The 21,637-nt window shown below is 59.3% G+C and carries 22 protein-coding genes; 10 read left to right on the plus strand and 12 right to left on the minus strand.

Annotation, left to right across the window (positions count from 1 at the left end; translation table 11 throughout):
* Positions 1-90: 90 nt before the first annotated feature.
* The 3 genes from ACR0MO_RS03770 (at position 91) to ACR0MO_RS03780 (ending at position 2,691) form a co-directional block, all read left to right on the plus strand.
* Positions 91-906: a chromate resistance protein ChrB domain-containing protein gene (locus ACR0MO_RS03770; RefSeq protein WP_480889775.1), complete on the plus strand. Its 816-nt coding sequence runs from the start codon at positions 91-93 to the stop codon at positions 904-906.
* A complete protein-coding gene (gene chrA / locus ACR0MO_RS03775; protein WP_480889778.1) occupies positions 903-2,156 on the plus strand; it encodes a chromate efflux transporter in 1,254 nt (417 codons plus the stop codon). The genes ACR0MO_RS03770 and chrA overlap by 4 nt, the downstream gene beginning before the upstream one ends.
* 76 nt (positions 2,157-2,232) lie before the next feature.
* A complete protein-coding gene (locus ACR0MO_RS03780) occupies positions 2,233-2,691 on the plus strand; it encodes a ClpXP protease specificity-enhancing factor SspB (RefSeq protein WP_170450827.1) in 459 nt (152 codons plus the stop codon).
* 29 nt (positions 2,692-2,720) lie between these two features.
* Here ACR0MO_RS03780 and ACR0MO_RS03785 read toward each other — a convergent pair whose 3' ends face one another.
* A complete protein-coding gene (locus ACR0MO_RS03785; RefSeq protein WP_170450829.1) occupies positions 2,721-3,284 on the minus strand; it encodes a hypothetical protein in 564 nt (187 codons plus the stop codon).
* Positions 3,285-3,491: 207 nt separating this feature from the next.
* On the opposite strand from ACR0MO_RS03785, the gene fumC reads away from it, so the two are divergent.
* Genes fumC through ACR0MO_RS03805 form a run of 4 tightly spaced genes read left to right on the plus strand, consistent with a single transcriptional unit; the run spans position 3,492 to position 5,942 of the window.
* Positions 3,492-4,886 (plus strand): class II fumarate hydratase, encoded by a 1,395-nt coding sequence (gene fumC / locus ACR0MO_RS03790; protein WP_480889781.1) that lies wholly within the window; start codon positions 3,492-3,494, stop codon positions 4,884-4,886.
* Entirely contained in the window at positions 4,886-5,062 is a 177-nt protein-coding gene (locus ACR0MO_RS03795) for a DUF4169 family protein (RefSeq protein WP_170450832.1), read from the plus strand. Before fumC ends, ACR0MO_RS03795 begins: the two co-directional genes overlap by 1 nt.
* Entirely contained in the window at positions 5,059-5,280 is a 222-nt protein-coding gene (locus ACR0MO_RS03800; protein ID WP_170621772.1) for a ribbon-helix-helix domain-containing protein, read from the plus strand. Before ACR0MO_RS03795 ends, ACR0MO_RS03800 begins: the two co-directional genes overlap by 4 nt.
* Before the next feature lie 59 nt (positions 5,281-5,339).
* Positions 5,340-5,942 (plus strand): DNA-3-methyladenine glycosylase I, encoded by a 603-nt coding sequence (locus tag ACR0MO_RS03805; RefSeq protein ID WP_170450836.1) that lies wholly within the window; start codon positions 5,340-5,342, stop codon positions 5,940-5,942.
* A 3-nt stretch (positions 5,943-5,945) separates the two neighbouring features.
* On the opposite strand, the gene ACR0MO_RS03810 is transcribed toward ACR0MO_RS03805, so the two are convergent.
* From ACR0MO_RS03810 to ACR0MO_RS03825, 4 genes are all read right to left on the minus strand, one after another.
* Entirely contained in the window at positions 5,946-6,827 is an 882-nt protein-coding gene (locus tag ACR0MO_RS03810) for a fructose bisphosphate aldolase (protein ID WP_170621770.1), read from the minus strand.
* Positions 6,828-6,900: 73 nt separating this feature from the next.
* Positions 6,901-8,250 carry a cytochrome P450 gene (locus tag ACR0MO_RS03815; RefSeq protein ID WP_480889784.1) on the minus strand — a complete coding sequence of 450 codons (1,350 nt, stop codon included), beginning with the start codon at positions 8,248-8,250 and terminating at the stop codon, positions 6,901-6,903.
* A complete protein-coding gene (locus tag ACR0MO_RS03820; protein WP_170450842.1) occupies positions 8,247-9,449 on the minus strand; it encodes a hypothetical protein in 1,203 nt (400 codons plus the stop codon). The genes ACR0MO_RS03815 and ACR0MO_RS03820 overlap by 4 nt, the downstream gene beginning before the upstream one ends.
* A gap of 55 nt (positions 9,450-9,504) precedes the next feature.
* Positions 9,505-10,257, minus strand: a complete 753-nt coding sequence (locus ACR0MO_RS03825) for a cytochrome c biogenesis protein CcdA (protein ID WP_170450844.1) — start codon at positions 10,255-10,257, stop codon at positions 9,505-9,507.
* 113 nt (positions 10,258-10,370) lie between these two features.
* Between ACR0MO_RS03825 and ACR0MO_RS03830 the strand changes: the two genes are divergently transcribed.
* On the plus strand, positions 10,371-10,604 hold the full coding sequence (locus ACR0MO_RS03830) for a sulfurtransferase TusA family protein (RefSeq protein WP_170450846.1): 234 nt from the start codon (positions 10,371-10,373) through the stop codon (positions 10,602-10,604).
* Positions 10,605-10,654: 50 nt separating this feature from the next.
* Here the strand turns inward: ACR0MO_RS03830 and ACR0MO_RS03835 are convergent, their stop codons facing one another.
* From ACR0MO_RS03835 to purC, 6 genes are all read right to left on the minus strand, one after another.
* Positions 10,655-13,507 (minus strand): Rne/Rng family ribonuclease, encoded by a 2,853-nt coding sequence (locus tag ACR0MO_RS03835; RefSeq protein ID WP_480889786.1) that lies wholly within the window; start codon positions 13,505-13,507, stop codon positions 10,655-10,657.
* 518 nt (positions 13,508-14,025) lie between these two features.
* Positions 14,026-15,360 (minus strand): sigma-54-dependent transcriptional regulator, encoded by a 1,335-nt coding sequence (locus ACR0MO_RS03840; protein ID WP_170450850.1) that lies wholly within the window; start codon positions 15,358-15,360, stop codon positions 14,026-14,028.
* Positions 15,361-15,371: 11 nt separating this feature from the next.
* Positions 15,372-17,150: a sensor histidine kinase gene (locus ACR0MO_RS03845; RefSeq protein WP_480625980.1), complete on the minus strand. Its 1,779-nt coding sequence runs from the start codon at positions 17,148-17,150 to the stop codon at positions 15,372-15,374.
* Between the two features lie 36 nt (positions 17,151-17,186).
* Positions 17,187-17,855, minus strand: coding sequence for a phosphoribosylformylglycinamidine synthase subunit PurQ (gene purQ, locus ACR0MO_RS03850; protein ID WP_170450854.1), 669 nt, complete (start codon positions 17,853-17,855; stop codon positions 17,187-17,189).
* Between the two features lie 25 nt (positions 17,856-17,880).
* A complete protein-coding gene (gene purS / locus ACR0MO_RS03855; RefSeq protein ID WP_117872765.1) occupies positions 17,881-18,111 on the minus strand; it encodes a phosphoribosylformylglycinamidine synthase subunit PurS in 231 nt (76 codons plus the stop codon).
* 264 nt (positions 18,112-18,375) lie between these two features.
* Positions 18,376-19,131, minus strand: coding sequence for a phosphoribosylaminoimidazolesuccinocarboxamide synthase (gene purC / locus ACR0MO_RS03860; protein ID WP_480889789.1), 756 nt, complete (start codon positions 19,129-19,131; stop codon positions 18,376-18,378).
* A 188-nt stretch (positions 19,132-19,319) separates the two neighbouring features.
* Here purC and ACR0MO_RS03865 point away from each other — a divergent pair, with 188 nt between their 5' ends.
* The gene (locus ACR0MO_RS03865) at positions 19,320-19,640 is read left to right on the plus strand and encodes a DUF1476 domain-containing protein (RefSeq protein WP_170450857.1); all 321 of its coding nucleotides are present in this window, start codon (positions 19,320-19,322) and stop codon (positions 19,638-19,640) included.
* A 125-nt stretch (positions 19,641-19,765) separates the two neighbouring features.
* The gene (gene bmt / locus ACR0MO_RS03870; RefSeq protein ID WP_480889792.1) at positions 19,766-20,782 is read left to right on the plus strand and encodes a betaine--homocysteine S-methyltransferase; all 1,017 of its coding nucleotides are present in this window, start codon (positions 19,766-19,768) and stop codon (positions 20,780-20,782) included.
* A gap of 6 nt (positions 20,783-20,788) precedes the next feature.
* On the opposite strand, the gene ACR0MO_RS03875 is transcribed toward bmt, so the two are convergent.
* Complete coding sequence (locus ACR0MO_RS03875) at positions 20,789-21,565, minus strand: enoyl-CoA hydratase-related protein (protein WP_480889794.1); 777 nt, start codon at positions 21,563-21,565, stop codon at positions 20,789-20,791.
* Positions 21,566-21,637: the final 72 nt, after the last annotated feature.

The following is a 21,637-nucleotide window of genomic DNA, read 5'->3' on the forward strand; positions in this document are numbered from 1 at the left end:
CGGTAGCTAGAGCCATGGGGTAAGATTGCGAACGCCCCGTGAGGCGTCAGCCCAAGTTTCGCATGTATCCGAGACTACAAGGAACATGCCATGGCATCGCCAAACTCCATTACCCCAAAGCAATTGTCGCGTCTGATCGGAACACCTCAGGCTCCGATGCTGGTGGATATTTGTCTGGACGAAGATTTTGCAGAGGATCCGTATTTAATCCCCGGTTCATTCCGGCACCCGGCCGCCGATATTGCGGGGCTTGTGCGGCTGGTCTCGGATCGCCGCAGCGTCATCATCTGTCAAAAGGGCAAGAAACTCAGTCAGGGCGTCGTCTCGTGGCTGCGCAGCGAAGGCTGCGCCGCTGAGTATCTGGAAGGCGGCATGTATGGTTGGCGCGACCTGCCGGACGGCCTGCGTATTCCGACCGCGTCTGTGCCGTCGCCGGTTAACGGGCAGACATTGTGGGTCACGCGGCACCGTCCAAAGATTGACCGTATCGCCTGCCCCTGGCTGATCCGTCGCTTTGTCGACCCCAAGGCCAAGTTTCTGTTCGTCGCGCCAGCCGAGGTGGAAAGCGTCGCAGAAAAATTCAACGCCACGCCCTTTGACATCGAAAACGCATTCTGGAGCCATCGAGGCGACGCCTGCACATTTGATACGCTGTTGGATGAGCTGTGCCTACGCTCCGAAGCGTTGGATCGGCTTGCAACCGTGGTGCGGGCAGCCGACACCAATCGCCACGACCTTGCCCCCGAGGCCGCCGGATTACTGGCCATCTCGGTCGGCCTGTCCCGACAATATCGTGACGATCACGAAAACCTTGAGGTCGGGATGCATCTCTATGATGCCTTGTATCGCTGGGCGCGCGACGGGTTTGAGGAAACCCACGACTGGCCGACGGATCGCAGTTCATGACACCATCGCTCAAAGAACTGATGCAGGTGTTCGGCAGGATTGGCCTTCTGTCCTTCGGAGGCCCGGCCGCCCAGATTTCGCTGATGCATCACGAGTTGGTTGAACGTCGGCCCTGGCTGGATGAGCAAGCCTATCTGCGAGCCTTGTCCTTGTGCATGTTGCTGCCGGGCCCCGAAGCCATGCAACTGGCGACCTATGCGGGGTGGCGTCTGCGCGGCGTGACCGGCGGGTTGATTGCCGGAACGCTATTTGTGCTGCCCGGCGCGATTGTGATCGCGGCTTTGGTGATGCTTTACGCAGCATTTGGCACCCTGCCCCTGGTTCAGTCGGCCTTTCTTGGGATCAAGGCCACGGTCATCGTGATTGTCCTACAGGCTTTGCTCAAACTGTCCCGCAAGGCGCTGTCGGATGTGGAACACCGCATCCTCGCGGGTCTCGGGTTTCTGGGGATTTTCCTGTTCAACATTCCGTTCCCTTTGATCATTCTGACGGCTGCTCTTTGGGGGTATCTCAGTTTCAAGGGCGCGGGCCCCGCACCCGAACCCACCGCAGCAACTACCTTGGCAAAACCGTTTCGTACGATAGCCTTTTGGCTGCCCCTGTGGCTGGGACCGCTGGTCCTGCTGACACTGTCGGGGCACCAACTGCTCAGCGATCTGGGCTGGTTCTTTGCCCGACTGGCGGTTGTGACTTTTGGCGGCGCTTACGCGGTTCTGGCCTACATGACGCAGACGGTCGTCGATCAATACAACTGGATCAGCACAGGCCAGATGATCGACGCGCTGGGCCTTGCCGAAACAACGCCGGGGCCACTGATTCTGGTGACGCAGTTCGTTGCCATGCTGACCGGGCAGATAAACGGCGGCGTCACATTGGCCCTGGCAGCGGGTGCTGTGGCGCTATGGGCGACATTTGTTCCCTGTTTCCTCTGGATTTTTCTGGCCGCCCCCTATCTGGACAGCCTTGCGACGAGGCCAAGGCTGACAGCCGCGCTGCACGGCATCACGGCGGCGGTGGTCGGTGTGATTCTCAACCTGTCCGTGTGGTTCGCCCTAAATGTTCTCTTTGATGTGGTCGGTCAGGCAAGCTGGGGGCCGCTGTCAACTCCTGTTCCGGACGTGTTATCCGCAAATTATACTGCTCTGGCCCTGACATTTGCCGCAGGTCTATTGATTTTCAAGGCAAAATTGGGGATGGCAACGGTACTGGCGCTGATGGCTCTGGCTGGCATGGCCATCCATCTATTCTGATCAATCCGGCCATACCTGCTCTTTCGTTTCCAGTTAAAACGCCTATGCTGGGGATAACCACTTTCGAGGATCACACATGTCGCAAGACATCGACTATGGAAACCTGATGCACACCGCCATGCGCGGTCTCATCAAAACGGTTCTGACCGGCGTTTCCGAAACCGGCCTGCCCGGCACCCATCATTTTTTCATCACCTTCGACACCCGTGAACCCGGCGTGCAGATCGCGGATTGGCTGCGCGAGCGGTATCCAGAAGAGATGACAATTGTCATGCAGCACTGGTTCGAAAACCTTGAGGTTGGCGAGACCGGCTTTGCCATCACGCTGAACTTCGGCGACGCGCCCGAGCCGCTGTATATCCCCTATACCTCCATCAAAACCTTCGTGGACCCGTCCGTCGAGTTTGGCCTGCGGTTCGAAAGCCCCGAGGACGAGCTGGAAGAAGACAACTTCATCGAAGAGTCGATTGAGGTTGAAGAGCCTGAGGAACACCACGACGCAGACGTCGTCTCGTTGGACAGCTTCCGCAAATAGGCCCTGAAACCCTGCGACCCACGCGGGGTTTATTGTTTCTTCAGAAACGTTTCGACCGAGCGGGACTTTTCGCCGTTGATAAAGCGCGAGAAGGACAGGTTCAGACCACCCTCGGCCAGAGTGCGGTCGAACTGCTGCAATTCATATCCGCCGGTCTCATCGATAAACAGTGAAAACACGGTCATCGTGTCCCCGTCGATGCGGCCCCAGACAAAGGGTTCACCTTTCATGGGGTCCAACGGAACCTCATGACCAAAGACATTGCGCTTCATCGCGGCGGCGAACACGTCGGGCCGGTCAGACGGTTGGAAATCGATTGAAAACGCCTGTTCCTTGACGCGCCCGTCCAGCTTGTAGGTCGTTGTTTTCCAACTGACATTAAAGCCGTTCTTGGTCTCGTGAATCGAAACGCTCATGTCTCGGGGCGTGCTTGTTCCGTCCGCGTCCACCACATTTGCCGAACCGATATAGTCTCCGACAAACGGCGTTACGTCGGCGGCGCGGGCCGACACGCTTAGAACTGCGATCCACAAGGTTGCGGCCAAAGCCACCGCGATGGCTTTGATTGGCGATATCCGTTCAGATTCGGGCATTTAAACCTCCTCGACCGCAGCCACCTTATTCTAAACAAGCGCGCGGTGCGCACAATGGCACAATCCTGTGCGGTGCAAATTAAAATGATGCCATCCGGCGGCTATACCTTTCGGGACCGTATGTCTAAGGTGCGCGCAACTGGCCGATTGCGTCACGGCGTTGTGGCCGCTAAACGGCATACGACTGCATACCAGACGGAGTGACAGATGTCTCAGACCCGCACCGAATCCGACAGCTTTGGCCCGCTCGAGGTTCCTGCCGACAAGTATTGGGGGGCGCAGACGCAGCGCTCGATCATGAACTTCCCCATCGGGTGGGAGAAACAGCCCGTGGCCATCGTGCGCGCGCTGGGCGTGATCAAGCAAGCCTGCGCCATGGAAAACAAGGCGACCGGCAAGCTGGACGCCAAAATCGCTGACGCGATCATTCAGGCGGCCGGTGAGGTGTTTGAGGGCAAGTTTGACGACAACTTCCCTCTGGTCGTCTGGCAGACCGGTTCGGGCACGCAGTCGAACATGAACTCGAACGAGGTGATCGCAAACCGCGCCATCGAGATTCTGGGCGGAGTGATCGGTTCGAAAGACCCGGTGCACCCGAACGATCACTGCAACATGGGTCAGTCCTCGAACGACACCTTCCCCACCGCCATGCATATCGCCACCGCGATGAGCGTGCGCGACGTGTTGCTGTCGGGTCTTGAGAAACTGGCCTCGGGGCTGGAACAGAAGGCCGAAGAGTTCAAGGACATCATCAAGATCGGCCGGACCCATACTCAGGACGCAACGCCCCTGACATTGGGTCAGGAATTCAGCGGCTACGCCCACCAGATCCGTCAAGGGATTGCCCGCGTGCACGCGGCGATGCCGGGGATCTATGAATTGGCGCAAGGCGGCACAGCCGTCGGCACCGGCCTGAATACCCAGAATGGATGGGGTGAAGCGGTCGCAGGTCATATGGCCGAGATCACCGGCCTGCCCTTTGTGACGGCCCCGAACAAGTTCGAGGCGCTGGCCGCCCATGACGCCATGGTCTTCCTGTCTGGTGCTTTGGCGACGATTGCAGGCAGTTGCTACAAGATCGCCAATGACATCCGGTTTCTGGGCTCCGGCCCGCGTTCTGGTCTCGGTGAACTGATCCTGCCTGAAAACGAGCCCGGCTCATCGATCATGCCGGGCAAGGTGAACCCGACTCAGGCCGAGGCGCTGACTCAGGTCGCGGCCCATGTAATGGGCAACAACGCCGCGATGACCTTTGCCGGGTCGCAGGGGCATTTTGAGCTGAACGTCTATAACCCGATGATGTCCTACAACCTGCTGCAATCGATCCAGTTGCTGGGTGACGCTGCCGACAGCTTTACCGAACGGATGCTGTTGGGCATCAAGGCCAACGAACCGCGCATCGACAAGCTGATGAAGGAATCGCTGATGCTGGTCACCGCACTGGCGCCCACGATCGGCTATGACAACGCCACCACCGTTGCCAAGACCGCGCATAAGAACGGGACGACCCTGAAGGAAGAGGCCATCGCGCTGGGCTTTGTGGATGAGGCAACCTTTGACGCCGTTGTCCGGCCCGAGCAGATGATCGGCCCGAAAAACTGATGGGCAAGCCGGTCAATCTGAACCGGTTTCGCAAAGAAAGGGCGCGGGCCGAAAAGAAGGCCCGCGCAGATCAGAACGCTGTCGCCTTTGGGCGGACCAAGGCCGAAAAAGACGTCGTGAAACTGCGGCAGGACAAGCAGAAGCGCGACCTGGACAATCACGAGTTGGATGAATGAGCGGCCGTCCCGTCAAACGGTCCCTGACGCTTAAAGGGCATCGCACTTCGGTGTCTCTGGAAGATGAGTTCTGGCGGGCCTTTCGGGATATTGCACAGGAAAAAGATCAACCAATCAATGCTTTGGCGGCAGAGATTGATGTGGCTCGTGATCCCGAAACAGGCCTGGCATCCGCTATTCGGGTCTTCATATTGAACTGGTACCGCGACAAGGTTTGACCCTTGCAAGCACGCTTGCAATGCGTGTAGCGTGAGGTGAGAACAAAAAGGGTACGCGCATGACGGACACAGCCATCGGCCCAGACGGAAAACCTCGGTGCACGTGGTCTTTGGCCGCGCCCGAGTTTCCGGACTATCACGATAATGAGTGGGGATACCCGGTGGCCGACGACCAACGGTTGTTCGAGAAACTGTGTCTTGAAAGCTTTCAGTCCGGCCTCAGCTGGCTGACGATCCTGCGCAAGCGCGAGAATTTTCGCGCAGCCTTTTGTGGGTTTGATTTCAACAGGATGGCCGAGTTTTCCGATGCAGATGTCGAACGTCTGTCGCAGGACACAGGCATCATCCGCCATCGCCGCAAGATCGAAGCGGTGATCAACAATGCCCGCCGCGCGCAAGAACTGGTCGCCTCGGAAGGCTCTCTGGCCGCTTATGTCTGGCGGTATGAGCCGGAAATCCCGCCGCCGCCACGCAGCGCCTCAACCTCGGCTGAATCCATCGCCATGTCGAAGGACCTGAAGAAACGCGGTTGGAAATTCGTCGGACCCACCACGGTCTTTGCCTTCATGCAGGCGATGGGATTGGTCAATGACCATGCCGAGGGCTGCTTATGCCGGGAAAAAGCGGCGCAGATGCGCCGCGATTTTGTCAAACCGGTCTGAGGCTTAGCAGGACGCGTTGAAGATCTTGTCGATATTGCCGCCCAAAGCCGCGTTGAACTCGGCTTCTGATTGCTGCTTCGACAGTCCTTCGGTCAATGCGCGCGAGAACGAGGCGATCATCTTGCCGTTCTGACCCAGAAGATCACAGGCCTGCTCGGTCGAATACCCGCCCGACAGCGCCACGACACGCACGACGCGCGGATGATCTGCAACCTCGTCATACAGGTTCGCGTTGCTCGGGATGGTTAGCTTGAGCATCACATCCTGCCCCTCGTCCAACTGGTCGAGGTTTTTCAGCAACTCACCCTTCAGGATATCTTCGGCCTCGGCCTTGGTGTCCGAGTTGATGTTCACCTCAGGCTCGATGATCGGAACCATGCCTGCGGCGACAACCTCGCGCGCAACGTCGAATTGCTGCGCGACCACAGCGGCGATGCCTTCGGCGTTGGCTTCGTGGATGACCGAGCGTTCCTTGGTCCCGAACACGCCCTCAGCCTTGCCCAGGGTTTCAGCCAGCCCCGGAATGGGCTTCATCATCTGAACGCCATTGGCCTGATCTTCCAGCCCTTTGTCGATTTTCAGGAACGGCACGATCCCTTTGACCGACCACAGATAATCGGCCACTTTGCGACCTTCGATTTCCTCGCCCAAAGTGCGTTCGAACAGGATCGCGCCGATCACTTTGTCCTTGGTGAAGTCATCCGCCAGAATAATCCGCGCGCGCATTTGCTGGATTTCGCCGAACATTTCCTCGTCCGATCCATATTGCGAGGCATCCACGCCATAAAGCGCCAGCGCCTTGGGAGTCGATCCGCCGCTTTGATCCAGTGCTGCGATAAACCCTGCGCCATTGGACATCTGCGCGCGCTGTTCTGCTTTGGACATAATGTTTTCCCGTTCAAGAATGATTCCGATTTCATTCTTCGCATACAGCACGGCGTTGGGCGATGATAGTTTGTTAGCGCTCAACCACGCGCAACCAAATGCCGTCTTTCGATCTGACGGTCAGATGGGCCACCGGAACCGGTGTTTTTTCGGCGATTGTTTCGAATCTGAACCTGCGCAATAGCGTGGAAAGGATCAACGGCCCCTCGACCATCGCAAACCCCGCCCCGGTACAGACACGCGGGCCGGTGGAGAACGGGATATAGGCGTCGCGCTGACAGGACTTGCCATTTTCGGTGTGCCAGCGTGCCGGATCGAATGCGTCGGGGTTATCCCACAACCGTTCTTGGCGGTGCAGATGCCACGGGCTGATAACGATCTGGGACCCCTTCAGCACTTCGCGATTGCGAAATCTTTCAGGGCAAGAGGCTTGCCGCACCATCATCGGCACCGGCGGGTACAGCCGCAATGCCTCGCGAAACACATCACGGCTGAGCTTCAGCTTGGACATGACGGCGAAGGAGGGGACGTCCAACGCCTCGGCCTCTTGCGCGACTTTCTCCTGCCACTCAGGGTACAGCGCCATCAGGTACAACGTCCACGCAAGCGCCGAGGCGCTGGTTTCATGGCCCGCCAGAAAGAAGATCGCGACCTGATCGATCATCTCTTCGGTGTCAAAACACGCACCGGTTTCGGGATCAGGCGTCGTCATGATCTTGGTTGCCAGATCATCCGGGGCCTCGCCTTGGGCAATCGCCACGGCCCGCTCGGACGTGAGTCTGGCGATAAGGTCGCGGATTTCCCGAGCCGTCTGACGGGTGCGTTTCGAATGCAACCGGGGCAACCAGCGTGGCAGCGGCACAAAGGCCGCCAGATTCAGCAACGGTTGTTCGCGCTGATAGGTTCGGAACTTACGAAACACCTCGGCGGCGATCTCATGCTCGATCGGTACGGAAAACAGCGTCCGAAAGATCACATCGGCAGCGGCGTGGCTGGTCACCTCTTCGCATTCGACCTCAGCCCCGGCCTGACCGCGCAGCCGTTCAACGCAGGCGTCGGCGGCGGCCAGCATGGCGGGAAACGTGTCTTTCAGACGTCCGCCCTCGAAAGCGGGGTCAATGATGCGGCGCTGGCGTTTCCAGACGTCGCCATTGGTCAGGAAGACCGAATTGCCCAACAATGGGCGCAGCCCTTCGCTGATACGGCTGGACTTAGGAAAGTCGTCGGGGCGCTTTTTCAGAACGGTGTCAATCAGGTCCGGCTGATTAATCATGTAGGACCGGAAGAAAGGCGTTCGAAACTCGGCCATCCAGGCGCGGTACAACCGCTCGGGCTGCGCGGACAGCAGATCGCGGCGGAACAGTTTGAGATAGCGCCACAGCGAAACACGATCAGGACGAGAGCGCGGCTTTGGAGGGGTCATGCGTCGACACTCGTATGTTTCGAAACCGCGGTCTCGATGCGGGTTTTGGACGGGGTTCGCCCTTTGAACCGTGCACCCAGTGTCTGGGGCCCCGCCGTGATGCGGAAGTAGTCATAGGTTCCGGGTTGGTCAAAAGCGCAAAGGTATTGAAAATGCAGCCGGAAGAATTTCCAACGCAATTCCCGCCAGCGTTCAGGCGACAGAGTCTGAGTGAACGCCGCAGACAGGACCAGCGGCCAGATCTTGTCCGGCCCGGCCACCCCGCTAACCGCAACCGGATCGCAAAGGGCAAAGGAACACCCATCGCCCGGCGCCGAAACATCGACCCAGGTCACGGCCTTTTGCGACGACAGAAACCGCAGATCACCCCGCAGTTTTGTGGCGTTGGGCAGAAACGAGACCATCGGAACCACCTGGCCGAGGGTCAAAAAGGACAGAGCCGGGCGGTTCGGCAGATCGCCGCGCGCGCGGATCAAATCGGCCAGAATGGACACACCCAGATGCGCGCCAGAGCTGTGGCCGACGACCAGAACCTCGTCCACGTCCGTGTCAAACGCGGCATCAATCAGGTGCACAAACTCATCCAAACGATCCTGCAGCCCGGCGGGAGTTTCCCCGTTCAGCTGCGCTGAATAGGCGTAATCGTGCATGAGGTAGTAGGCGAACAACCGGTTATCGATCTTTCGAAACCATTGAAGCAGCAGGTAAGCTAAAGCCAATGAGGGCAACAGACCCCACAAACCCAGAGTAGCCACCGCAACCGCCACGACGATCATCGCAGCCGCCAATTGCAGTAAGAGCATGCCAACCGGATACAGCGCCGCGATCACCGGCCCTTTCCGCAACTGACTGAGCCGTTTCAGCGTGCCGGTTGAGATATAAGTCCACGCCGTGCGCCCGAGTTGAAGATAGGTCGCCAAAATCGACCCGGACATGCTGTCGCGCACGATGTCGGACCAGACCAGAACGTCTATGTCCGTCTGGACCTCCATGCCATCCTGAGCCGATGTCACGTGCCAGCCAAATGGTCCTTCGACAGGTTTGGGAGACATAGCAATCTCATAGCCCGAAATTTCGGCCTGCGCCTGCGACTCGGTCCGATACAGCTCACGGTACCGGCGCGCCGGAATCGGGTCGTAGCCAGGGATGTAGAACACCCGGCGTTTACTCACCTGAGGCTGATTTGTGTGACTGCTCATGGCCTTACCTTCTGCTGCGCAGGTTAACGCAGCATTGCGGCCAAGGTAAGGAGGATCAGCCCAGAACCGCCAGTGCCGGGAAGGTTTCCAGCAGCCACCAGCTGAATTCGGTGAAAAGGCCGGTGATCAGCATGATCCCAACGAACAGCAGTAGACCGCCCATCACCTTCTCAATCGTGCCCATGTAGGGCTTGATCCGGTTCATCACACTCATCGAGCGGTTCAGGAACATCGCCGCCAGCAGGAACGGAATGCCCAGACCCGCAGCATAAACACCCAGCAACAACGTGCCGCGCGCAACCGATGCCTCTGACGCCGCCAGGGACAGGATGGCTCCCAACTGCGGGCCGATGCAGGGCGTCCAGCCAAAGGCAAAGGCCAGACCAAGGATATAAGCGCCGAACACCGAGCCTCCGGAATCACCGGTTTCAACCCGCGCCTCGCGGTCCAGCAGCGGAATGCGGAAAACGTTCAGAAAGTGCAGACCAAAGACAATAACCACCGCGCCCGAGAGCTTTGCAAACAGCACCTGATTCTTCAGCACAAACGCCCCAAACGCCGAGGCGGTAAAGCCCAGCAGCAGAAAGACGGTCGACAGGCCCAGAACAAAGAACAGCGCCGACAGGGTCGCCTTGCGCCGCGCGCGTGCCTCATCCTGCATCTCATTGATGGTCACGCCGCTCATATATGCCAGATAGGGCGGCACAATCGGCAGAACGCAGGGCGACAGAAAACTGATCAACCCACCGATCATGGCGATGAACATGGCGGGCAGCAGCCCCGCGTCGATGATATCAATTCCGAACATGACTAAGCACATATGGTATCAGGTGGATTTCGTCACGGGGCCATTCAGTCACATCCTCGTGGTCGTATGTTGCATGCTGGACAGCGTCGCCTGTTGGAAATATCTCAATCAACATGACTGACGAACCCGAGATACTCGACGCGCTAGGGCTTTTGTGCCCCCTGCCCGTTCTGAAGGCCCGAAAGCGGCTGAAATCCCTGCCTGCTGGGGGGCTTTTGCGTGTGCTGGCGGATGACCCAGCCGCAATCGTCGATGTTCCACATTTCTGCATGGAAAGCGGCCATAACTTGCTGTCGCAGGAAGAAGAGAACGGCCATCAGGTCTATCTGATCCAAAAATCAGCCTGATCGGATCGAGCCAAAGAAAAAGGCGGGCACCTGGCCCGCCTTTCTTTTGTTTACTGGCCCAAGGACCACCATCCGCGCCGTTTGGGTTTTGGCGGTTCGCTGGGCTTTTCGGGCTCTTCCGCCACCGTTTCCAAGACCGGTTCGGCTGCGGTTTCTTCTGCTACCGGTTCGGCAGGCGTGTCTTCGACGACAGGTTCGGCTGTAACCTCTTCCGCCTCAGCAGGGTCTTCCTGAGCGTCTGCGGCTTCGATTGGCTCTTCCACCGACTCAGCGACTTCAACAGCCTCAGCCTGAACCTCTTCGGGCTCAGACACTGCAGGGGCTTCGGCTTCTGCGGCAACGTCTTCGGCTTCGGGTTCTGCAACAGGCTCTTCGGCCTCGGGTTCCGCAACAGGCTCAGCTTGGGCTTCCTCAGTCACCTGCGTTTCCGCCGTTTCCGGGTCACCGGTTTCTGCCTCAGTTTCGGCCGCAACCGGTTCCGCATCCTTCTTCTTACGACGCGGTGCACGGCGGCGTTTTGGCTTCGCGGGCTTGTCCTCATCTTCGGACGCGTCGGCACCCTCTTGGGGCTTTGCATCGTCAGAGCCATCCTCGTCAGAACCGGCCTCTTCGCTCACGGCATCAGAATCCGCCCCGGCGTCTTGCTGTTCAGCCGCATTGCCACCCTTCTTCCGACGGCGACGGCGACGCTTGCGCTTGGGCTTGGTCTCTTCCTCGGCCTGAACGGTTTCCTCTTCAGCCTCATCCTCATCGGTCGCATCGACCAGATCCATCAGCGAGGCATCCGCAGACACAACAGGCGCGGTCGCCTCGGGCACGATCCGGCTGGCGGTCTTGAATTTCTCCATCGAGAAATCAGGGCTGACCAGATGCAGATCACCTTCGACCCGTACCGACAGACCATAGCGCGCCTCGATCTGAGCGATATGCTCGCGCTTCTGGTTCATCAGGAAGTTTGCAATGCTCACCGGGCAACGCACCAACACCTCGCGCGAGCGGCGGCGGGTGCCTTCCTCTTCGATCTGACGCAGGATCGACAGCGCCATATTGTCGTCCGAGCGGATCAGGCCGGTGCCATGACAGGCCGGGCACGGCTGCGTGGTCGCTTCCAGCATACCGGGGCGCAGGCGCTGGCGGCTCATCTCTAGCAGGCCAAAGCCCGAGATGCGGCCAACCTGAATGCGCGCACGGTCGGTTTTCAGCTTGTCTTTCAGGCGCTTCTCAACAGCGGTGTTGTTCTTGCGCTCGTCCATATCGATAAAGTCGATGACGATCAGTCCGGCAAGGTCACGCAGACGCAACTGCCGCGCCACTTCCTCAGCCGCCTCAAGGTTGGTCTTGAGCGCCGTTTCCTCGATCGAGCCTTCCTTGGTGGCCCGGCCCGAGTTCACGTCGATCGCCACCAGCGCCTCGGTCACGCCGATCACGATATAGCCACCGGATTTCAACTGCACAGTCGGGTTGAACATCCCCGCCAGATAGCTTTCCACCTGATAACGCGCGAACAGCGGCAGCGCGTCCTCATACCGTTTCACGTTCTTGGCGTGGGACGGCATGATCATCTTCATGAAGTCCTTGGCGATGCGATACCCGCCCTCGCCTTCGACCAGAACCTCATCGATATCGCGGTTATAGAGATCGCGGATCGACCGTTTGATCAGATCGCCTTCCTCGTAGATTTTTGCGGGCGCGATGGATTCCAACGTCAGCTCGCGGATCTGCTCCCACAGACGCTGCAAGTATTCATAGTCGCGCTTGATCTCGGATTTGGTGCGTTTGGCCCCGGCGGTCCGGATGATCAGGCCCGCGCCGGTCGGTACGTCGATCTCGGCTGCAATCTCTTTCAGCTTCTTGCGGTCGGGGGCATTGGTAATCTTACGGCTGATCCCGCCACCGCGCGCGGTGTTTGGCATCAGAACGCAGTAGCGCCCGGCCAGCGACAGATATGTGGTCAGCGCAGCACCCTTGTTGCCGCGTTCTTCCTTGACGACCTGCACCAGCAGAACCTGGCGCACCTTGATGACTTCCTGAATCTTGTAGCGACGCGGCCGCGGCTTGCGCGGAGGGCGAATATCCTCGCTGTCATCTTCATCCGCAACCGATTCAATCGAAGCATCCTTGGCAGTTGCATCCGATGGTGCGTTACCGTCTTCGGGGTTCTCACCTTCGGCATCGGCCTTGGCTTCTTCTTCAGCCTGCTCTGGCTCGCTCACCTCGTCCGACGAGTCCGCAGCGTCCTCTGCCGAGGCGTCCACCTCTGCATCGGCCTCACCCTCTGCTCGCGTCTCAGCCGCAGAGTCAGTTTCTTCCGCGGCCTGCTCATCGGCCTCGACCGCTACATCCGCCGCGTCTTCTGCAGGCGTTTCCTCATCCACCGGCTCTTCCACCGGAGTGTCTGCAACCAAATCAACCGGTGAGGTCCCCTCGGGCACCGCCAGTTCCGCCTCTTCCCCGTCTTCAAGATCGATGGTTTCCATGCCGCTCGGTTCGGACGACACTTCAATCGACTCGACCGCATCATCGGATTTCACATCCGCCGCCTTGGTCCGCGACCGCGACCGGCGTTTTTTCGGCTTGGCCTCTTCCGCTTCATCCCGTGCCTTCATGGCCTCGGCATAAGCGCGCTCTTCCTCCATCAGCGCCTCACGGTCGGCGACGGGGATCTGGTAGTAATCGGGATGAATCTCGGAAAATGCCAGGAACCCATGCCGGTTCCCGCCATAATCCACAAAGGCCGCCTGCAGCGACGGCTCGACCCGGGTTACTTTTGCAAGATAGATGTTGCCAGCAAGCTGGCGTTTGTTTTCGGATTCAAAATCGAACTCCTCGACCTTGTTTCCGTCGACCACCACGACGCGGGTTTCTTCCGCGTGGGTGGCATCGATAAGCATTTTCTTAGCCATGTGTCCTTGGTGCACCGCGCCAAACGCGTTGTCCTGACCCGTCCAGGCGGACAGGCGCTTTTGGGGAGGTGTCTTGTCAGGGCGATATCGGACGGCGCGCGGCAGGGTCTGGCGCTATGGCCCCCTGCCCGGTCTCTCAAACGTTGCGCGCGCGTCATCGCGGTCCTTCTCCGACAGGCGCGATTGGGATCGCTGCCTGCCCATTTATTCCTTTCACCCGACGCATCGGGCTCAGGTACTCAACTGCCCCATGGATCGAGGCACAATCGGTCTGCTTCGCGGTGAAAACAAAAGATCACCTGCTGCGACGCAGCGAAACTCAAAGATTCGGGGCTTAAAGGCGCAAAAATGGCCCGGCCCGTTCGGACACAATAAAAGCAGTCCTGTGGAAAACACAATGGGCAAACTGCATCCCGTCCATCTCAAACGCGCCGCGCCCATCTTCTTCTGTTTAAAAATACCTCGGGGGGTGAATTGAGCCTATGGCTCAAGAGGGGGGCTGGCCCCCCTCCCCGGCCTCACAAATAGTCCGACCGTTGAAGCCCGTATTTCGCCATCTTCTCATTCAACGTCCGACGCGGCAGGCACAGCTCATCCATGACCGAGGCAATAGAACCTTTATGTCGCCGCATCGTGTTGTCGATCAGCATCCGCTCGAATGCCTCGACATATTCTTTCAGCGGCTTGCCTTCGGTGGTCATCACCGGCTGCATTTCCTCGTGATCCGACATCAGCAAGGATGCAATCGTCCCCGACCCACGCCGCGATTGCAGCACGGCCCGTTCGGCGATGTTGATCAACTGACGCACATTCCCCGGCCACGGGGCCTGCAACAGCTGCGCCGCTTCCTGAGCGCTGACCTGCGGCGCATCACAGCCATATTCCTCGGCAAATTGCTCGCTGAGGCGGGTGAACAGGGTCAGAATGTCTTCGCCCCGTTGACGCAACGGCGGCATGGTGATCCGCAGCGCGGCAAGCCGATAGAACAGGTCCGGGCGCAGCACGTCTTCGCTGGTTTTTCCGGCCTCTTGCAGGTTCGAAATCGCAACGATGCGTGTTTCCGCCGGGGTGCCCTGTTCGTTCATCACGCTCAGCAAACGCGCTTGCAGCGTGTCACTTAGGGCCTCCACATCCTCCAGTACCAGCGTACCACCACGGGCTTCCTCAATCGCGGGCAGTTGAGCGTCTTCGGGCATCATCGGGCCAAACAGGCGTTTGGACAGCGCCTCTTCTTCCAGCGCTGCGCAGGACACCAGAACGAACTTCTTACCCGCCCGGCTGCCAACCGCGTGCAGCGCATGGGCTACCAGCGTCTTACCCGTTCCGGTCTCGCCGTCGATCAAAACGTGACCGTCCGCCTGACCCAGATCCAGAATATCCTCGCGCAGGCGTTCCATAACCGGGCTGGCCCCGATAAGCTTGTTCATGATCTGGGTGCCGCCCGACAACTCGCGCCGCAGCGCCCGGTTGTCCAGCGTCAGACGCCGCGCATTGCTGGCGCGTTTGGCCAGTTCCGACATGCGATCCGGATTGAACGGTTTTTCAAGGAAATCGAACGCCCCAACCCGCATCGCCTCAACCGCCATGGGTACATCGCCGTGACCGGTGATCATGATCACCGGCAGAGTGCTGTCCGCCCCCATCAGCTTTTTCAAAAGCTGAATACCATCCATCCCGGGCATCTTGATATCCGAGATCACAATGCCCGGATAGTCCGGCCCCAGCACCTTCAGCGCATCTTCGGCGCTGGCAAAGGTTTCGGTGTCATATCCGGACAATGCCAGCCATTGGCTGATCGACTGGCGCATGTCCTGTTCATCATCCACAATGGCGATCTTCATGGCCTGTGCCATAGTCTTCCCTTTTATTCTGCGGCCTCAAGGCCGTCGCTTCCCAGTATCGGCAATTGCATTTCGAACACCGCGCCGCCGTGTTGTCCGTTGCGCGCGGTTAGCCGTCCACCATGGTCGTTCACGATCCCGGACGAGATGGCAAGCCCCAGTCCGACGCCATCGCCGGGCTGCTTGGTGGTGTAGAAGGGCTCGAACAGGTTCTCGATATCCTCGATCCCGTAGCCATTGTCGCGCACGGTCAGCACCGCCGTATCACCCGCTGCCAGGATGATTTCCACATCCGGCTCTGCCACCGATTTGGTGGCGTCCAGCGCATTGCGCAAGAGGTTGACCATTACCTGCTCAATCCGCATCCGGTCACCCATCACCACCACAGGTTCTTCCGGCAGGATCTGAGTGATCTTCACATGTCGCTGGCGCAGTTGCGGTTCCATCATCGACAGGGACGAGGCCAGCGCTTCACCAAGATTCACAGGTGAAAACGCATCTGCCCCTTTGCGAGCGTAAGATTTCAGTTGCCGTGTGATCGCACCCATGCGCTCGATCAGCCCATCGATGCGGCCAAAGCTGGCCAGCGCCTCTTCGGGGCGGTTGCGGCGCAGCAGCAGACGCGCGCCAGCCAGATAGGTTTTCATCGCCGCCAGCGGTTGATTGAGCTCGTGGCTCACCGCCGCAGACATCTCGCCCAACGCCGCCAGTTTCGAGCTTTGGGCAAGGGTCTGCTCGGCCAAATCCAGCGTCTTTTCAACCCTTTCCCGCTCAGCGATTTCCCGCTGTAGCCTTGTGTTCAATGCGCGAAGCTCTGCCGACTCGCGCTGGAACAGGGCCATCCGCAAGGTGGCCCGACGGCTGAGCGCATAGAAGGTCAGCGCCAGAAGAATCGCAAATCCCATGATTTCCAGCGCAAGCACGCTGTTCACCCGCTCGCGCACCGACTCGTACGAGGTGAACGAGGTCATCTGCCAGCCGCGGAACGGGATGCGTTTTTCCATTCGCATCACCGCCTCACCCTGCAGGTAGGCGTCGGGCGGAAGCGCCGTCCAATCGGTCGTGGCCCGGATCGCGCGTTGAATTGCGCCCTGAGGCGGCTGGCGCAGCATCGCCGACGTCTCATCCAGACCGCGCCATTGCGGCTCGGTTGAAAGGATGATGTTGCCGGTGCTGTCGGTCACCAGAACGGCGTGCGAAATACCTGCCCAGGCCCGCTCGAATTTCTGCAAATCGACCTCGACCACGATCACGCCGAGGATTTCGGCCGCACCTTGAATTCGGCGCGAATAGACAAAGCTGTAGCCGCCGGATTCCCTTGGTATGACCGAAAACAAGGTCGAATTGGCCCGGATTGCATCCACGAAATAAGGCGCGTTTCGATGCGCCTCACCCAGTCGGTTTCGGTCGGTGGCGGCAACCGTACGCCCGTCTCCATCCAGCAGCATCAGCGACGCGGCGCCGATTTCTTCCACGAACGAAATCAGGCGTTGGGTGGACAGCGTATAATCGCTGGATTGCAACGCCGAGATCAGGGTGGGGTCGCGCGACAACAATTGCGGAACAATGGCGTTGCGGCGCAACTCGCTCAGCAAGTTGCCGGAATCAAGCGCCAGCCGCAGTTCGGCGCTGTTTCGGGTGTCTTCGGTGAAGCGGTCGGTCAGCAGACGGTTGGTGATCCAGACCGTTGCTACCGTGACCAAAAGCAGCAGGATGATGGCCAGACGCAGCCGCCACCCCAGAGGTGCCCCGCGAAAGGGTCGTGCCAGTTTGGACCAGCCTGTGCGAACCTCGGTACTCATACCCAGAAGGTACGCGCGCTAGGGCCCAACCTCAAGTCACGCCGGAGCGAGCACGCCCGACAATGCGCGGAACAATGCCGTACCATCGGTGCCGCCGTGACCTTCATCCGCGGCCCGTTCCGGGTGCGGCATCATCCCGAGAACACGACGGTTTTCCGACAAAATACCAGCAATATCCCCGACCGAGCCGTTCGGGTTCTCGGTATAGGTGAACGCTATCCGGTCCTGATCGCGCAGCGTGGACAATGTGGCATCATCCGCGAAATAGTTGCCGTCGTGATGCGCAATCGGAATGCCAATCACGTCGCCAGCATTGTAGCCTTCGGTAAAGGCGCTGTTGCTGGTTTCGACCTTCAGGCCGACAGTTCTGCAGATGTATTTCAGCCCCGCATTACGCAACAGCGCGCCCGGCAGGATACCGGTCTCGGTCAGGATCTGAAAGCCGTTGCAGATACCCACGGCATAGCCGCCACGCTCGGTATGTTCGACAACCGCCTTGCAGATCGGGGATTGGGCCGCAATCGCGCCACACCGCAGGTAGTCGCCATAGGAAAAGCCGCCCGGAACGCCGACGATGTCGATCCCGTCCGGCAATGCCGCATCCTTGTGCCAGACCATATCGACCTGAAAACCGGCCTGTTCGAAAGCCACGGCAAGGTCCCGGTCGCAGTTCGAGCCGGGGAATACGATGACGGCAGCACGCATGGCAGACCCTCCTTTGCGGGTAATATCAGACCAGTTCGATCTCGTAGCGTTCGATGACCGTATTGGCCAACAGCTTCTCGCACATCTCGGTCACGTCAGCCTCGGTCGCGCCGTCTGCCAGCTCAAGGTCGATCACCTTGCCCTGGCGCACACCTTCGACCTGATCAAAGCCCATGGCGCCCAATGCGTGCCGCACAGCCTCGCCCTGCGGGTCCAGCACCCCGTTCTTGAGCATCACATGCACCCGTGCTTTCATTTTCGCAACTCCACCTGCGGGCCGCGCGTCAGGGCCCATTTCGTTGCGCGGGGGATAGCGTGGTTGCGGCCTTGGGACAACCCTGTTTGCACCGCAGTTTGACGCAGGTCGTTTTCTGGCCGCCACCGACGGGCATGTGCGACAAAGCCAGGCAATTCGGCGGCTCTGAATCCGCAAAGGGCGGTCACACTGGACGGGCTTTCAATCCCAACAAAAAAGCGCCACCGGATTCGCGGTGGCGCTTTGTTTCATCAGCCAAAGGGATCAGTTGATCAACGTTGGCTTGGTCACGTTGCTTTTCGGCAGCACACCCAGACGACGTGCAACTTCCGAATAGGCGTCGGTCAGATTGCCCAAATCACGGCGGAATACGTCCTTGTCCAGCTTCTGACCGGTTTCAATATCCCACAACCGGCAGCTATCGGGGCTGATTTCATCGGCCACGATCAAGCGCTGGTAATCGCCATCGAAAACGCGCCCGATTTCGATCTTGAAGTCGATCAGGCGAATTCCGACAGCCAGCATCAGGCCGCTCATGAAATCATTGACCCGCAGCGCAAGGCTTAGAATATCGTCCATGTCCTGCTGGCTGGCCCACCCGAAGGCGGCGATATGTTCCTCGGTGACCAGCGGATCGCCCAGCGAGTCATCCTTGTAGCAATACTCGACAATCGGGCGCGGCAACTGCGTGCCTTCGGCAATGCCCAGACGTTTGGACATCGTCCCTGCGGCATAGTTCCGGACGATCACTTCCAGCGGCACAATCTCGCAATTGCGCACCAGTTGCTCGCGCATGTTCAGGCGGCGGATGAAATGCGTGGGCACGCCGATCTGGTTCAGACCGTTCATGAAGAACTCGGACAGGCGGTTGTTCAACACGCCCTTGCCATCGATCACGTCCTTCTTTTCCGCATTGAACGCGGTGGCGTCATCCTTGAAATACTGCACAAGCGTGCCCGGCTCGGGGCCTTCATACAGAATCTTGGCTTTGCCTTCGTAGATTTTCTTGCGACGCGCCATAAGCGACCTTTCCAGACTGATCAGAGGGATCGAGTCCCCTCACGTTGGCGTCCTCATAGTCCAAGCCCCCTCTTCCCGCAAGTTTACAGACCAGCGAGACTTTGACACAGCGCAAATACCTTGCACCGATGGTCCCGTATGGTCATATGCATCAATGCAGACATCCTAACCCAAGAGGCCCCTGTCCCATGACCACTTTTGACGAGCGTGAAGCTGCGTTTGAATCGAAATTTGCACATGACGAAAAGATGCAGTTCATCGCCCGGATGCGCCGCAACCGGTTTATGGCTGTCTGGGCCTCGACCCTGAAGGGCGAGACCGTTGAACAGGCGCGCAAATACGGGCAGGAACTGGTGCACACGGACCTGCAAAATGTAAGCGAGGATGACGTGGTCAACGCGGTCAAAGGCTATCTGGGTGATCTGGCGGATGAAGCCAAAATCCGTTCAAAGATGGTCGAGCTGCTGGTCGAGGCCAAAGAACAGGTCATGGCCGAGGCCGATATCTGACCCTTCTCACAGAATTGCTCATGATCTTCATGAGTAATATGAATTTGATTTGACGCCCCTGTCATGAGACACGGGGCGTCTCTTTTTTCTTACAGGCGCATTACGCCTTGCTTCGGAATACCCCAATGACAAACGCGCTGACTGAACTTCTGAACACCGCCGATGCCATTCTGGCAGACGGCGCGACCGGCACCAATCTGTTCAATATGGGCCTGCAATCCGGCGATGCGCCCGAGCTTTGGAACGTTGACGCGCCGGACAAGATCAGGGCGCTGTATCAGGGTTCGGTCGATGCGGGCAGCGATCTGTTTCTGACCAACACCTTTGGTGGCACGGCCGCACGGCTGAAACTGCATGACGCACAGAATCGCGTGGGTGAGCTGAACCGCATCGGGGCCGAACTGGGCCGTGAAGTGGCGGACAAGGCCGGGCGCACCGTGATCGTGGCCGGGTCCGTCGGCCCGACCGGTGAGATCATGGAGCCTGTCGGCAGCCTGTCCCATGCGGAAGCGGTCGAGATGTTTCACGAACAGGCCGAGGCGCTGAAAGAAGGTGGCGCTGACGTCTTGTGGCTGGAAACCATCAGCGCGCCCGAGGAATTCCGCGCCGCCGCCGAGGCGTTTGCACTGGCCGACATGCCCTGGTGTGGCACCATGAGCTTTGACACCGCCGGGCGCACCATGATGGGCGTGACCTCTTCCGATCTGGCCCTGCTGGTCGAGACCCTGCCCAACCCGCCAGTGGCCTTTGGCGCGAATTGCGGCACAGGCGCGTCGGACATTCTGCGCACGGTTCTGGGCTTTGCGGCTCAGGGCACCGAACGCCCGCTGATTTCCAAAGGCAATGCGGGTATTCCGAAATATGTGGATGGTCACATCCACTATGACGGCACGCCGGATCTGATGGCTCAATACGCCGTGATGGCCCGCGATGCCGGGGCCACCATCATCGGTGGCTGCTGTGGTACCATGCCCGCGCATCTGGAAAAGATGCGCCGCGCTTTGGACACCACGCCGCGCACGGAACGTCCAACGCTGGATCAGATCACCGACGCGTTGGGGTCGTTCACTTCGGCCTCGGACGGCACGGGCGAGGATGCGGCAGCGCCGGAACGGCGCACGCGCCGTCGCCGCCGTGCCTGATTGCGATCAGCGCCCCTCGAATTTGGCGGGGCGCTTTTCCAGAAAGGCCACAACACCTTCGGCAAAGTCACGCGAACGTCCGCATTCGCCCTGCAAATGCGCCTCGGTCGTCAACTGCTGCGTCAGCGTGTTTTCGTATGTTCCGCGCAGGGCCTGTTTCATCGCGGCAAAACCTGCGGTCGGGCCATTGGCCAGATAGGTGGCCCGCTTGCGCCAATGCGCGGCAAAATCCTCATCCGCGACCGCTTCCCAGATCAGACCCCAGTCATCCGCCTGACGGGAGCTGATTTTCTCGGCAAACAGCGACGCCCCCATCGCCTTGGCCAGTCCCATCTGACGCGGCATGAACCAGGTTCCGCCCGCATCCGGCAACAGTCCGATCAGGGCAAAAGCCTGCAGGAAATACGCACTTTCGGTTGCGATCACCACATCGGCACACAGCGCCAGATTTGCCCCTGCCCCGGCAGCCGGGCCGTTCACGGCGGCAATGGTCGGAACCGGGCAGTCATGGATGGTTTCAAGCATCGGCTGATACTCATCACGCAGGGACCGTTCCAGATCGATCTTCCCGGTCGATGACGCATCGCCCAGATCCTGCCCCGAGCAAAACGCTCCACCCGCCCCAGTCAAAACAACGCAGCGCGCGTGGCGAGCAGCGTGTTTCATGGCATGGGTGATTTCCGCGCGCATCTGCGTGGTCAGAGCGTTCATCTTGTCCGGACGGTTGAATGTCAGAACGGCAAGCCCGTCCGTGATGTCCAACAGGATCGTTTCATAATCCATGCAAAGCCTCCCCTGGCGACAGTTTCAGCGAACCCTGACGTATTCGCAGGACAAGGGGAAGTGGAACCGCGC

The organism is Ruegeria sp. K5 (assembly GCF_056531805.1).